This is a genomic window from Halomonas sp. DP1Y21-3, from assembly GCF_019801245.1.
GTDB lineage: Bacteria > Pseudomonadota > Gammaproteobacteria > Pseudomonadales > Halomonadaceae > Halomonas > Halomonas litopenaei.
Map to the genome: position 1 here is coordinate 79707 of NZ_JAHVJM010000007.1, position 13500 is coordinate 93206.

At 66.0% G+C, this 13500-nt stretch carries 12 protein-coding genes; 9 read left to right on the forward strand and 3 right to left on the reverse strand.

Going from position 1 to position 13500, the window contains the following annotated elements; all coding sequences use genetic code 11:
* Positions 1-25: 25 nt before the first annotated feature.
* Positions 26-727 carry a DUF1028 domain-containing protein gene (locus KUV74_RS18735; protein ID WP_222517087.1) on the reverse strand — a complete coding sequence of 234 codons (702 nt, stop codon included), beginning with the start codon at positions 725-727 and terminating at the stop codon, positions 26-28.
* Between the two features lie 8 nt (positions 728-735).
* Positions 736-2124: a YfcC family protein gene (locus KUV74_RS18740; protein WP_045993637.1), complete on the reverse strand. Its 1389-nt coding sequence runs from the start codon at positions 2122-2124 to the stop codon at positions 736-738.
* Positions 2125-2390: 266 nt separating this feature from the next.
* Between KUV74_RS18740 and KUV74_RS18745 the strand changes: the two genes are divergently transcribed.
* Both KUV74_RS18745 and KUV74_RS18750 read left to right on the forward strand, forming a co-directional pair.
* Complete coding sequence (locus KUV74_RS18745) at positions 2391-3305, forward strand: mechanosensitive ion channel family protein (RefSeq protein ID WP_108449236.1); 915 nt, start codon at positions 2391-2393, stop codon at positions 3303-3305.
* A 160-nt stretch (positions 3306-3465) separates the two neighbouring features.
* Complete coding sequence (locus KUV74_RS18750) at positions 3466-3981, forward strand: DUF805 domain-containing protein (RefSeq protein ID WP_222517088.1); 516 nt, start codon at positions 3466-3468, stop codon at positions 3979-3981.
* A 30-nt stretch (positions 3982-4011) separates the two neighbouring features.
* Here the strand turns inward: KUV74_RS18750 and KUV74_RS18755 are convergent, their stop codons facing one another.
* Entirely contained in the window at positions 4012-5514 is a 1503-nt protein-coding gene (locus tag KUV74_RS18755) for a sigma-54 interaction domain-containing protein (protein WP_222517089.1), read from the reverse strand.
* A 231-nt stretch (positions 5515-5745) separates the two neighbouring features.
* On the opposite strand from KUV74_RS18755, the gene speB reads away from it, so the two are divergent.
* The 7 genes from speB to KUV74_RS18790 all read left to right on the forward strand — a co-directional run bounded on the left by speB (position 5746) and on the right by KUV74_RS18790 (position 13493).
* Positions 5746-6696 (forward strand): agmatinase, encoded by a 951-nt coding sequence (gene speB / locus KUV74_RS18760; protein ID WP_045993646.1) that lies wholly within the window; start codon positions 5746-5748, stop codon positions 6694-6696.
* Positions 6697-6788: 92 nt separating this feature from the next.
* Complete coding sequence (locus KUV74_RS18765; RefSeq protein WP_083970496.1) at positions 6789-8174, forward strand: YjiH family protein; 1386 nt, start codon at positions 6789-6791, stop codon at positions 8172-8174.
* Between the two features lie 13 nt (positions 8175-8187).
* A complete protein-coding gene (locus tag KUV74_RS18770) occupies positions 8188-8871 on the forward strand; it encodes an HD domain-containing protein (protein WP_222517090.1) in 684 nt (227 codons plus the stop codon).
* A complete protein-coding gene (locus KUV74_RS18775; RefSeq protein ID WP_222517091.1) occupies positions 8868-10508 on the forward strand; it encodes a 5-guanidino-2-oxopentanoate decarboxylase in 1641 nt (546 codons plus the stop codon). The genes KUV74_RS18770 and KUV74_RS18775 overlap by 4 nt, the downstream gene beginning before the upstream one ends.
* A gap of 139 nt (positions 10509-10647) precedes the next feature.
* Positions 10648-11973, forward strand: a complete 1326-nt coding sequence (locus tag KUV74_RS18780) for a purine-cytosine permease family protein (protein WP_045993648.1) — start codon at positions 10648-10650, stop codon at positions 11971-11973.
* Between the two features lie 3 nt (positions 11974-11976).
* Complete coding sequence (locus KUV74_RS18785; protein ID WP_108133486.1) at positions 11977-12753, forward strand: carbon-nitrogen hydrolase family protein; 777 nt, start codon at positions 11977-11979, stop codon at positions 12751-12753.
* On the forward strand, positions 12750-13493 hold the full coding sequence (locus tag KUV74_RS18790; RefSeq protein ID WP_108133485.1) for an MBL fold metallo-hydrolase: 744 nt from the start codon (positions 12750-12752) through the stop codon (positions 13491-13493). The genes KUV74_RS18785 and KUV74_RS18790 overlap by 4 nt, the downstream gene beginning before the upstream one ends.
* The last annotated feature ends 7 nt before the right edge of the window (positions 13494-13500 follow it).

The window sequence follows — 13500 nt, forward strand, 5'->3', positions numbered from 1 at the left end:
GCACCGGAATAACGAAGGAATGGCGTCAGCGACGCGGCAGGGACGCCAGAAAGTCGGCAAAGGCTGGCGCGCGCACACGCCTGGCCAGGGCGCGCAACTCGCCCGCGATATCGCCCTCACACCAATCGACACGCAGATCGAGGGGGGCCTGGGTAAACGACTCGATACGCAGGGCGGCGGAGCGCGTGCCTCTGACGTCGCCTCCCTCTACCAAGGCGACCTCCAGGGCGTCGATCAGTCCCTCGAGCAGGTACGCCTCATAGTCGTCGCGGTACTCGGGCGTTGCGCCCTGGCGCACGGCGTCGGCGTTGGTACAACAGGTGTCGACAAAGGCGTGGGCCAGGGCCTCGACCACCTTGGCGCTGGCCAGCAGGTTGCCCGCCGCGGCCACGCCGGGGTAGCAGCAGGAAGCGACGGTGGCGAGGTTGTCGGCACCGCTATGCAGCGCTGAGCGCCCCCGGGCATCCATCACCAGGCACTGGCGCAACGAGGCACCCTTGTCGGCGTCGACCTGCCGGGCAAGCGCACCGCGGGCATCCTCCCCCCGTTCCAGCGCCCGGCGGACACCGTCGGGATACCAGGGGTGGGTAACCCGCCCCTGGGTCGCGCAGGCGCCGACGCCACGCCACACATGGTGAACGTAGCCGCCCACCGCCACACCTCCGGTGGCGGTGAGGGCGGCTACCGTGCCGGTAGCCGGATGAACATGCAGCAGCGACAGTGTCATGGCGCGACCTAGTAGCCGACCATATGGCCGATCACCAGACCACCCCAGGACAGCAGGTAGACCAGCGCCATGAAGGGCAGGATAGCCTTCAGCCACTTCTCGTAGGACACCCGGCCCAGCGCCAGCATCGCCAGGGTGCCACCGGAGGTCGGCACGATCAGGTTGGTCAGGCCGTCACCCACTTGGAAGGCGGTGATCATCAGCTGGCGGCTCATGCCGACCAGGTCGGCCACCGGCACCAGGATCGGCATGGTCACCAGCGCCTGGCCAGAGCCGGATGGCACAAACAGATTGATCACCCCCTGGACGACGCTGGCCATGATCGCCGACAGCGCCCCCGGGATATCCTGAATCAGACCGCTCAGGGCGTAGACGATGGTGTCGATGATCTGGGCGTCCTTGAGGATCACCTGGATCGAGGCGGCCAGGCCGATGACCAGGGCGCCCGCCGTCACGCCGGATGCCCCCTCCATCATCTGCTTGACGATCTCGTTGGCCGACAGGCCGTTGACGATGCCGATCACGATGGCGATCAGCAGGAACATGCCGGCGATCTCATTGATGTACCAGCCCTGGGTAAAGACCCCCACCAGCATGGCGGCGAGGCCACCGACGAACACCACCAGCGTGAGCTTGTCGCGCTTGCTCATGTGGTACTCGTCCAGCGACTTGCTCATGGCCTTGGCGTCGTTGGGCTCCTCGAAGTCCATGCGGGTGACGAAGCGACAGATATACCAGGACAACAGGCCCAATGAGGTCAGCACCAGCAAGGCGCGCAGCCAGGCGCCGGAAAAGGTCGGTAGCTCGGCGATGCCCTGGGCCACGCCCACGGTATAGGGATTGATCGGCGACAGTGCAAAGCCCACGCCGATGCCACCCACCGCCATGGTGGTGCCCACCAGGCTGGAGCAGCCCACCGCGCTGGCGATCAGCACCGCGATGGGCACCAGCGCAATATTGTTCTCGAAGCCGACGGCCACACCGAAGAAGCCGTAGATGAAGGTGCCGGCGGTGATGATGACGTTACGCCGTTCGACGCCGACCCGATTGACCGCCACCCCGATGGCGTTCTCGAGGGCGCCGGTGCGTTGAAGGATATGGAACAGCCCGCCGGCGATGAACACGATGAACAGGTACAGCGAGGCCGCGTTCAAGCCCTTGGGAATCGCCACGAAGATGTCAAAAGGCGAGATCGCCGCCACGTCGCTCAGATAATGAAAGGAGTCCGGCACCACGCGGGTGCGTCCATCCTGCATGACCCGCTCGAACTCGCCGGCGGGAATGATGAAGGTCAGCGCATAGGTGGCGAGCAGGATCAGGAAGATCAGCACCATCGGGTCTGGCACCGTGCGATACCACTTCTTGCGCTCTTTCAGCGTCTGGTCGTGGGCACTCATGGAGTTGTCCTTGTTGTGGAAGAACCGTTCTGGATCGTTTGTCGAAGAAGGCCTGGCGATGGAGTGACGCCGCGAGCGTATCGCGGCCACCTCCAGATGAACAAAAGTATTTATCATGATAAATAGAGGGTCAAGTCGGAACCGACGAGGTATCCGGACTGCCAGCGTTGGCAGGTGACGCGCGATTTGCCTGGCGCCCCGCTATGCTCAGCAACAAGGGCGCAGGATAGTGCGCCCGCCGCCTGAACATGGCCCGGGAGGATGCGATGGAAGAACTGGAACAACTACCCTTCGTGTCGCTGCTGCTGGGAGAGGTTCAGGCCTACCTGTCAGACATTGGTTCTGCTGGCCCACGACTGGCCGCCGGCCTGCTGCTGATCCTGGTGACCTGGCTGGTGGCGAGATTCGGCCGCGCCCTGGTGGCGCGGGTGGCCGACAAGGCCAAGCTCCGACGCAATCTGCGCGATGTCCTGACCATGCTGACGGGGCTCTGTCTTTGGCTCGGGGGACTTCTGATCACCATCACCCTGATCTTCCCCACCGTCACTCCCGGCAAGGCCCTTACCACCCTGGGCCTCGGTTCCATCGCCATCGGCTTCGCCTTCAAGGACGTGTTCGAGAACTTCCTCGCCGGCCTCTTGATCCTGTGGCGAGAACCCTTCCAGATCGGCGACCACATCGCCCTGGAGGCCAACGACGTGGAAGGTCAGGTAGAGCAGATCACGGTGCGCGACAGCCGTATCCGCCGCACCGACGGCCAGATGATCGTGGTGCCCAACGCCCTGCTGTTCCAGCAGCCGGTCATCGTCCGCACCAACCGCGATATCCGGCGCACATCCATCATCGTTGGCGTCGCCTACGACGAGGACGTGGACCAGGCTCGCGAGATCATCCAGGGCGCGGTCGCCGAGGTGGACTCGGTGCGCAGCGACGTACGTGCGGTGCAGGTCTTCGCCAAGGCCTTCGGCGCCAGTTCCATCGACTTCGAGGTGGCCTGGTGGACCGGGTCCCGCCCCGTCGACATCCGCGCTTCCCGCGATCAGGTGGTGGCATCCATCAAGCGCGCGCTCGATGAGGCCAATATCGAGATTCCCTTCCCCTACCGCACTCTGGTGTTCAAGGACCAGGCAGAGGCCGAACGCTTCCATCCTTCGGAAGCAGGTCGCCCACCAGACTTATGAACCAGCACTATTTACGCGGTTCGTACTAGAAACTACGTGATCGCCTATCTAGACCAAGGGAGAAAATGGGTAGGATTCAAGTCGGAAGGACGCAGCTTATCGAACCAGTCTCCCTCAACTGCACACCGGCATCACGCTGGATCTACAGGACGAGATACCGATGCATCGCCCTACTGCTCCCGGATTTCACGACCCTGTCGCCCCCGGTCACTCATCGCCCCAGGCCTTCGAGCTCAGGCGAGTGTTGCCGGGCTACTGGTTCGACAGCCTGGCGGGGCGCGAGAGTCGTCTCGACTTCTGTCTCAACGCTACCCTGGCGCTATCGTTCTACTATGCCGCCCTGTGGGCGACCACCATCACCGCCCCCGCCCTCGAGGACGCATTGACGATCAAGGCAGGCCTGCTGGGGATCTGGTGGGTTGTCATCAGCCTTCAGCCTTTGGTGCTCCACGGCACTCGTCGCCTGCACGACCTGGGCCAGGCGGGCTTGTGGAGCCTGATGCTGCTGGTCCCCGGCGCCAACCTGCTGCTGACGGTGGTACTCGCCATGCAGCCCGGGGAGTCCAGCGACACCGAGCACGACGAACAGGGCTCCACCAGCGGTGCGGTATTGGTGTTGAAGCCACTGCTGATCCTGGCCACCTGGGTCGGGTTCTTTTACGTCTTCCGTCAGTAAGTGCCGCAGAGCTCGGCCCTTCATCACCAGTCACCCGATCCGCAACCCATGCTGCTTGAGCTTGCGCACCACGCTTGGCTGGCTGATGCCCAGCTGTTCGGCGATGGCGTAGGTGGTGGGAAGGGTACGGCAGCAGTCGGCAAGGATCTCACGCTCGCGCCGGGCCAGGGCGGCCTTCAGGCCCTCGCCCCGGGCAAGCGGCAGCTCGGGTCGCGCTGCACCTGGTGCGGATAGTGTCGCGGGTGAAGTAGCGCCATCAGCCAGCGCAGCGGAGGCTCCGGTGACAGACGCCGCCGTCTGCTGCGCTTCACGCTGCTGCGAGCCGAGCGGCCCTAACGAGGCCCCCGTGGGCGGCACCAGCAGATCGCCCTGGATGACATCGTCACTGGATAACCAGGCCCTTTCCAGGGTGTTTTCCAACTCACGCACATTGCCCGGCCAATCCCAGCCCATCAGTGCCTGCCACACGTCTCGCGCCAGCATCTTGTCGCGTCCATAACGCCGATTGAGGCGCTTTAGCTGGCGCTCGACCAGGCCGGGAATATCCTCGCGGCGCTCGCGCAGGGGCGGCAGGGTGACCGGAATCACGTTCAGCCGGTAGTACAGATCCAGGCGAAACAGGCCCTGCTCGACCCGTGCCGACAGGTCCTGATTGGTGGCCACCACCAGGCGAAAGTCGACCCGTCGCGGGGCCCTGTCCCCAAGCCGGGTAATACTGCCGTCCTGGATGGTCTTGAGCAGCTTGGTCTGCACCGCCAGGGGCAACTCGCCGATCTCGTCGAGAAACAGGGTGCCGCCCTCGGCCTGCTCGATCAGCCCCTTGCGGCCCCCCGGCGCGGCGCCGGAAAACGCGCCCTTTTCATGGCCGAACATCTCCGATTCGAACAGGCTTTCAGGGATGGCGGCGCAGTTGACGTCGATAAAGGGGCCATCGCGGCGAGAACTCCAACGGTGCAGCTGGCGGGCGAAAGCGGTCTTGCCCACCCCGGACTCGCCCAGCATCAAGACCGTGGCGTCGGTGGGCGCGACCCGCTTGAGCAGCAGCGCCACCTCGCGCATCAGCTGGCTTTTCACCTCCAGGTCATCGAGCTCGGCCTCGAGTGCTTCGCTGTCGCTCTCCAGCGCATGGCCCCGGCGCAAGTGCTCGCTGAAGCGGCGCTGCAACAGCGCGTACTCCTGCTGCAGCAGCTGCAGATCGGTCAAGTCCATGGAGCGGCTGACCACCGCCACCAGCCGCTCACCCTCGAATACCGGATGGGCCTGGGCGATGACCCTGCGTCCGGTGCCGGTGCGCTGGACCAGCTGGGCCGGCCGCCCGCTGCGAATGACTTCCAGGCTGACCGACGGGGTCAGCACGCCATCGGCCTCGAGCCGCTGCACGCTGGTGGCGCAGAGCTCTTCGCAGGACATGCCGTAGACCGCCGCCGCCCCGGGACTGACGTCGCGGATACGACCATCCGGCGCGACGATGAAGAAGTGGTCGTGGGCGGTGTCGATGATGGTCTTGAGAATCTTGGTGTCGTCGTCGCTCATCCAGCGATCCATAAATGCATCATTGATTCAGAAGTGTATCACGATGCGTCGGGATCGCGATTCACTTCTGGATCACGTCTATCACCACAGCAGACCTTCCCTTGGAATCCCTGCACCTCTATTACATCTTTAGTATAAATGCTTAAAAGATGGCACGACGTCTGCATCACCCATAACAACCGTCAGGCCCAGGGCCGCGACCGTCCCCATCCACGATGCCAGGAGTTCCCTGTGAGCGACTTCAATCAACCTCTCGGCGGCAACGAGATGCCGCGCTTCGGTGGCCCTGCCACCATGATGCGTCTGCCCACCCAGACCAGCGCCGAGGGTCTGGACGCCGCCTTTATCGGCATTCCCATGGACATCGGCACCTCCAACCGCCCGGGCACCCGACTGGGGCCGCGCCAGATCCGCGACGAATCGCGCATGCTGCGCCCCTACAATATGGCCACCCGTGCTGCACCCTTCGACAGCCTGCAGGTGGCGGACATCGGCGACGTGCCGATCAACACCTTCAACCTGCCGAAGAACCTGGACATCATCAGCCGCTTCTACGACGACGTCCTGTCCCACGACTGCGTGCCGCTGACCCTGGGCGGTGACCACACCCTTACCTGGCCGATCCTGCGCGCCATCGCCAAGAAGCATGGCCCGGTCGGGCTGATCCATATCGACGCCCACGCCGACGTCAACGAGCACATGTTCGGTGAAGAGGTGGCCCACGGCTGCCCGTTCCGCCGTGCCCAGGAAGAAGGGCTGCTGGACGCCAACCGGGTCGTCCAGATCGGCCTGCGCGGCACCGGCTACGCCGCCGAGGACTTCGACTGGTGTCGCCAGCAGGGCTTCCGCGTGGTCCAGGCCGAACAGTGCTGGCACAAGTCTCTCGAGCCGCTGATGGCCGAGGTGCGCGAGCAGATGGGCGATGGCCCGGTGTACATCTCGTTCGACATCGATGGCCTGGACCCGTCGGTGGCGCCCGGCACCGGCACGGTGGAAATGGGCGGCCTGACCTCGGCCCAGGGCCTGGAGATCGTGCGCGGCGCCCAGGGGCTCAATATCGTCGGCGGCGACCTGGTCGAAGTCTCCCCGCCCTACGACCCCAGCGGCAACACCGCCCTGATGGGCGCCACCCTGCTCTATGAAATGCTGTGCGTGCTCCCCGGAGTCGCGCGCCGCGACTGAATCCTCACAGGGCCAGGGAGTGGCCCTGGCGACAGCCAACGAGGCGCCCGCGTCAGGGCGCCGACCATTACAACAGCAAAGAGTGATCGCCCATGTCCTCCCACCTGCATTCTGCCGACAAGATCACGACCGACGGGGGCAAGCTAAGCACCCATGGTCTGATCAAGTTCCTCGTCCCGTCGTTGATCGGCATCCTGCTGTTCCTGGTGCCCTTCTCGGTCGGTGACACCATCAACATCGGCATGGGTCTGGCCGCCGACTGGCTCAAGGCCACCCTCGGCGACGCCCTGCCCGCCATCGCCACCGTAGTGCTCACCCTGTCCATCGTGCTGACCCTGGTGGTCAAGCTGACCAAACCAGGCTGGGCCCGCCAGGGCGCGATGAAGGAGCTGTTCGACATCGCCCCGCTGTGGGTGGTGATGCGCGCCCTCGGCGCCGCCTTCGCGCTGATGACCTACTTCCAGGTCGGCCCGGAGATGGTCACCGCCTCCTTCACCGGCGGGGTGATGCTCAATGACCTGGCGCCGGTGCTGCTGACCTTCTTCTTCTTCGCCGCCATCCTGCTGCCCTTCCTGGTGGACTTCGGCTTCATGGAGTTCATCGGCTCCATGGTGCGCACGCCCTTTCGCAAGATCTTCGGGCTGCCCGGGCGCAGCGCCATCGACGCCACCGCCTCCTGGATGGGCTCCGGCACCGTCGGCGTACTGATCACCACCCAGCAGTACGAGCAGGGCTTCTACAACGCCCGCGAGGCCTCGGCCATCGCCACCAACTTCTCGATCGTGTCGATCGCCTTCGCCCTGCTGGTGACCAGCTTCATCGGCATCAACCACCTGTTCGTGCCGTTCTACCTGACCGTGGTGGTCGCCGGCCTGGTCGCCGCTGTCATCGTGCCGCGCCTGCCGCCGCTGTCACGCAAGGCCAACACCTACTACGAGCCGGTGGGCTGCCAGATCCAGGAAGAAAACACCGGCAACCAGAGCCTGTTGCGCTACAGCCTGGGCATCGCCGTGGCCCGCGCCGAGACCGCCCCGGGCCCGCTCAAGCTCGCCCGCCTGGCACTGTTCAACGTCGCCGACATCTTCTTCGGGCTGCTGCCGCTGGTCATCGCCATCGGTACCGTGGCGCTGGTACTGGCCGAGTTCACTCCGCTGTTCACCTGGCTGTCCATGCCGATGGTGCCGGTGCTCGAGTGGATGGGTCTGCCCGAGGCCGAGGCCGCCGCGCCGGCGACCCTGGTGGGCTTCGCCGACATGTTCCTGCCGGCGGTACTGGCCAGCGATATCGAGAGCGAACTGACTCGCTTCGTCATCGCCTGTCTGTCACTGACCCAGTTGATCTACATGTCAGAGATCGGCGCCCTGCTGCTGAAGTCACGGATCCCGCTCAAGCTGTGGGAACTGGTGGTGATCTTCCTGCTGCGCACCGCCATCACCCTGCCCATCATCGTGGTCATGGCCCACTGGCTGGTGGGTTGATCGGGAGGCCGACATGACAGACCCAAACGATGCTCACGCCGCCGGCAAGGCGGCCTTCACCCGCATCGACCAAAGCACGGCAGAAGACTGGGCGGTGATCGCCGCCCACGACGCCGACTACCTGGCCGGCCTCGCCGACAGCGTACTGGACACCCTCGCCCGGCTGGGCGAGGGCCACCAGCCCTACCAGATCACCCGGCTGGAGCACTGCCTGCAGAGCGCGACCCGGGCCGAGCGTGCCGGCGCCGACGAAGAGATGATCGTCGCCGCCCTGGTCCATGACATCGGTGACGAACTGGCGCTTTTCGACCACGCCGCCTTCGCTGCCTCGATCCTGCGACCCTTCGTCAGCGAGAAGACCCACTGGATCGTCCAGCATCACGACGTCTTCCAGGGGCACTACTACTGGGACAAGGTCGGCGGCGACAAGGACGCCCGCGAGCAATTCCGCGGCCATCCCTGGTTCGACGACTGCGAAGCCTTCTGTCGTGACTGGGACTGCCCGTCCTTCGACCCCGCCTACGACACCCTGCCGCTGGCGCACTTCGAGCCCATGGTCAGGCGGATCTTTGCAAGAGCCCCCTACTCGGTGGCCCCGGACCCCGCCCTCGCCCCTGGCTCGTCTCAAGCCTCTGATCCGTCTCAAGCCCCTGGCCCGTCTCAAGCCCCTGATCCGTCTCAAGGAAGTACCGCATGACCTGCGCTGAACTGCTGATCCGTCTGCTGCGTGACACCTACGACGTGGACACCGTCTTCGGTATCCCCGGCGTCCACACCATCGAGCTCTATCGTGGCCTCGAAGGCGGCAATGGACACGACCACCAGGGCAGTGGCATCCGCCACGTCACCCCGCGCCACGAACAGGGCGCCGGCTTCATGGCCGACGGCTACGCCCGCACCACCGGCAAGCCCGGCGTGTGCTTCATCATCACCGGCCCCGGCATGACCAATATCGCCACCGCCATGGGCCAGGCCCTGGCCGACTCGGTGCCGATGCTGGTGATCTCCAGCGTCAACCGCCGCGACACCCTGGGACGCGGCCAGGGCCGGCTGCACGAACTCCCCGGCCAACGCGAGCTGATGGCCGGCGTCTCGCGCTTCAGCCACACCCTGCTCGACCCGAACGGCCTCGGCGAGGTGCTGGCCCGTGCCTTCGCCGTGTTCGATGGCGCCCGCCCCGGCCCGGTGCATATCGAGATCCCCATCGACCTGTTCGACGCCCCGGTCAGCGAGCCTGTCAGCACGCGCCGCACGGCGCTGGCCAAGGCCGCACCGGCCCCCGCCGCACTCGAGCAGGCGCTCGACTGGCTGGTCGACGCCAAGCGCCCGCTGGTGCTGCTCGGCGGCGGCTGCGTCGATGCCCCGGACGCCGCCCGTCGTCTGGTCGAGAGCCTCGACGCCCCCACCGTCACCACCATCAACGCCAAGGGCCTGCTCGGCCGCGACCATCCGCTGGATCTGGGCGCCAACGCCTCGCTGCCAGCGGTGCGGGAGCTTGCCCATGAAGCCGACGTGGTGCTGGCCATCGGCACCGAGCTTGGCGAGACCGACTATGACGTGGTGTTCGACGACGGCTTTACCCTCGACGGTCGACTGATTCGCATCGACCTGGACCCCGAGCAGCTTGCCCGCAACCAGCATGCCGACCTGGCACTGGTGGCCGACGCTGCCTCCAGCCTCGAAGCGCTGGCCACCGGCTGCGACCAGCGCCTCGGCGGTGAGCAGCTTTCGCGCGATGGCCGCAAGCGTACACATGATGCGCTGAGCGCCCTGGCGCTGGCCGATGATCCGGCCTTCCGCCCCTATGTGCCGCTGTTCGACACCCTGCGCGAGAGCCTGCCGGGGGCGATCCTGGTGGGCGATTCCTGCGCCACCACCTACGCCGCCAACCATCTGGTCAGCCAGGACGCGCCGCGCCGTTTCTTCAACGCGTCCACCGGCTACGGCACTCTCGGCTACGGCCTGCCCGCGGCCATGGGCGCGAGCCTCGGCCAGCCGGACCTGCCGGTGGTGGCGCTGGTGGGCGACGGTGGGGTGATGTTCACCCTGACCGAGCTTGCCTGTGCGGTGGAGGAAAGGCTGCCGGTCATCGTGCTGCTGTGGCACAACCAGGGCTACGAGGAAATCCGCCGCTTCATGGACAACGCCGGCGTCACCCGCCTCGGCGTGGACATCCAGGCACCGGACTTCCAGACCCTGGCGGCCGGCTTCGGCTGTGCGGCGACCCGGGTCGGCAACCCCGCCGGCCTCGCCCGGGCAATCGCCCATCGCCCCGAAGACGGCCCGATGCTGATCGAAATCGACGCCACGGCATGGAACGCCGCGGTGGCCTGATCGAGCAACGACCCCTTTGCCGGCGCCACGGCGCCGGCCCTTTTGCTCCTTTTGTCCGCCCCTTTTATCTGCTCCGTTTTGCGCTCCCAATTTCGCGCCCCTGCGGTACCTACCAACCATAACCACAAAGGTTTCCTAGATGATTTCACTCAAGCGGCTGATCGGCCACGACACCCTGGATGAACACCAGCACAAGAGCATGGGAGGCATGGCCACCTTTGCCCTGTGGCTCGGCGCCAACGTGGTCGTCACCACCATCCTCACCGGCATGCTGCTGGTGCCCGATCTGCGCTTCCCGGTCGCCATGACCTGGGTCCTGATCGGCTCGCTGATCGGCGCCATTCCGCTGCTGCTGGTAGGACTGATGGGCCAGCGCACCGGCCTGCCCTCGATGGCCCTGACCCGCCGCGCCTATGGCCCCACCGGCTCGAAGATCATTTCGCTGGTCAACATGGCGGTGCTGATCGCCTGGAGCTGGATCCAGGCGCTGCTGGCCGGCATGAGCCTGGACTACGCCATCGAGGCCACCACCGGCTACTCCAACCTGCCGCTGATGACGATCCTGTGCGAGACCATCGTGGTGCTGATCGTGCTGCGCGGCCACCTGGGTATCGAGCGCATCGAGCGCTGGGCGGCGGCGGCCATGATGGTGCTGGCGGCCGGCGTGGTCTACCAGCTCAACCGCCACTACGAGGTCGGTGCGCTGTTCGAGATGCCCGCCGAATCCCGCAACGGCATCACCCTGGGCATCGCCTTCGACATCGTCGTCGCCACCGCCTTCTCGTGGATTTCCACCTCCGCCGACTACAACCGCAACTGCAAGAGCGGACGCATCGCGGTACTCGGCACCTACGGTGGCTACGTCTGCGCCTCGATGATCGCCATGGGGCTGGGTGCCGCGGTATCCGGCCTGTCGGTGCTCGGCGGCATGGAACAGACCTACGACCCGACCCGGCTGCTGTCCGGCTTCGGCTTTGGTCTGCCCGCTGCGCTGGTGATCTTCTTCTCGGTGATGACCACCAACGTGATGGCGGTCTACAGCGCCACCCTGTCGTGCATGAACGTGTCCCCCGGCATGGCCTTCTGGAAGCCGGCGCTGGTGATCGGCGTGGTGACGGTCTTTGGCGCCCTGATCCCCGGTATCCTCGACCAGTTCCAGAACTTCCTGTTGCTGATCGGCGCCTTGTTCATTCCGGCCTTCTCGGTGATGATCGTCGACTACTACCTGGTCGGCCGTGACGGCTATAGCGCCGAGCTGCTGCGCTCGCCGCACCAGCTCGGTCGGCCCACCGCCGGTATCGCCATCGGCGCCTACCTGATCGGTGCGGCCCTGGCGGCCTACTGGACCCTGGTGGCACCGCTGTCCATCGGTGCCTCGCTGCCGGTGTTCGTCATCACCGGCGGACTCTACTGGCTGGGCTGTGCCCTGTTCACCCGTTCCAGCCTCGCTGCCCAAGGAGACTGATCCATGCGCCTGATGCTGGCCCAGACCGACCCCGTCCACGCGGATGTCGCCGCCAACCTCGATGCTCTCGATGGCCTGTGCCAGCAGGCGGTGGCCGCCGGCGCCCAGCTGCTGGCCCTGCCGGAACTGGCGCTGACCGGCTACAACGTGTTCGAACGGCTCGATGAGCTGGCCGACGAAGGCGAGTTGATCGATCAGGTCGCCCGATTGGCGCACCAGTATCGCCTGCACCTGCTGTTCGGCCTGGCCCAGCGCCAGGCCGACGGCCGCCTGACCAACTCGGCGGTGCTGATCGACGATGCCGGCACCACCCTGGCCTGCTACCACAAGCGCCAGCTATGGGATCGTGAACATCAGTACTTCATCCCCGGTGACGAGCTGTGCGTGGTCGACACCCGGCTCGGCCGCCTGGGCCTGATGATCTGCTACGACAACGAGTTCCCGGAGATAGCCAGAGCGCTGGCCCAGGCCGGCGCCGAGGTGATCCTCTCGCCCACCGCCAACATGGTGCCCAACGCCGAACGCCAGCAGTTGCAGATCCGCGCCCGGGCGCTGGACAACCAGCGCTTCGTCGCCTGCATCAACCGCGCCGGCATCGAGGGCGAGCTGCACTACTGTGGCAACAGCCTGGTGGCGGGACCGGACGGCGAGGTGCTGGGGCGCCTTGGCAACGACGCCGGGGTGCTGGTGGTGGACATCGAACACTCGCGTATCGACGAGAGCCGCAGCCACCAGGACTACCTGAAGGACCTGCGCGCCCTGCCGGGAGGCAACACGTGAGCACCTTCACCCTGCCCCGGGGTGACGCCGCCAGCTGGTATCGCACCCAGCGCCTGGCCGACGGCATCACCCTGATCGACGAACCGGCCATCAAGCCGTTCTACCGCTGCAATATCTGGCACGTTCGCGGCCGCGAGCGCGATCTGGTGGTGGACTTCGGCCTGGGCGCGGTGCCACTGCGCGAGCGCGTGGCACTGCTGGCCGAACGCGAGATCGTGGCGGTGGCAAGCCACACCCACTTCGATCATATCGGCGCCGCTCACGAGTTCGACTGCTGCCACGTTCATCGCGCCGAGGCCGATATCCTGGCAAGCCCCGACAACCGTCGCACCCTGGCCGAGGCCTTTCTCGACGACGCCATGTTCGACGCCCTGCCACCGCTGCCCTACGCCCACAGCGGCTATCGCATTGCGGCGCCGCCGCGTATCGAGACGCTGGAGGACGGCGACGTCATCGAGCTGGGCGATCGCCATTTCGAGGTGATCCACACCCCCGGCCATTCGCCCGGCGGCATCGCCCTGTGGGAGGCCGCCAGCGCCACCCTGATCAGCGGCGACATCATCTACGACGGTGAGCTGATCGAGGACGCCTATCACAGCGACCTGGACGACTACGCGGCGAGCCTCGAGCGCCTGCGGCGGTTGCCTATCGCCACGGTGCACGGCGGCCACTTCCCGAGCTTCTCGGGCCGTCACTGCCACGCCATGATCGATGACTGGCTCAAGCGCCACCAGGCGTGAACGCGGG

Excerpts from the sequence above, each read along its gene's own strand:
- KUV74_RS18745 (WP_108449236.1), top strand. The coding sequence starts at position 2,391 with ATGGAAGAACTGGAACAACTACCCTTCGTGTCGCTGCTGCTGGGAGAG.
- KUV74_RS18785 (WP_108133486.1), top strand. The coding sequence starts at position 11,977 with ATGCGCCTGATGCTGGCCCAGACCGACCCCGTCCACGCGGATGTCGCC.
- KUV74_RS18740 (WP_045993637.1), bottom strand. The coding sequence starts at position 2,124 with ATGAGTGCCCACGACCAGACGCTGAAAGAGCGCAAGAAGTGGTATCGC.
- KUV74_RS18735 (WP_222517087.1), bottom strand. The coding sequence starts at position 727 with ATGACACTGTCGCTGCTGCATGTTCATCCGGCTACCGGCACGGTAGCC.
- KUV74_RS18750 (WP_222517088.1), top strand. The coding sequence starts at position 3,466 with ATGCATCGCCCTACTGCTCCCGGATTTCACGACCCTGTCGCCCCCGGT.
- KUV74_RS18755 (WP_222517089.1), bottom strand. The coding sequence starts at position 5,514 with ATGAGCGACGACGACACCAAGATTCTCAAGACCATCATCGACACCGCC.
- KUV74_RS18780 (WP_045993648.1), top strand. The coding sequence starts at position 10,648 with ATGATTTCACTCAAGCGGCTGATCGGCCACGACACCCTGGATGAACAC.
- KUV74_RS18775 (WP_222517091.1), top strand. The coding sequence starts at position 8,868 with ATGACCTGCGCTGAACTGCTGATCCGTCTGCTGCGTGACACCTACGAC.
- KUV74_RS18765 (WP_083970496.1), top strand. The coding sequence starts at position 6,789 with ATGTCCTCCCACCTGCATTCTGCCGACAAGATCACGACCGACGGGGGC.
- KUV74_RS18770 (WP_222517090.1), top strand. The coding sequence starts at position 8,188 with ATGACAGACCCAAACGATGCTCACGCCGCCGGCAAGGCGGCCTTCACC.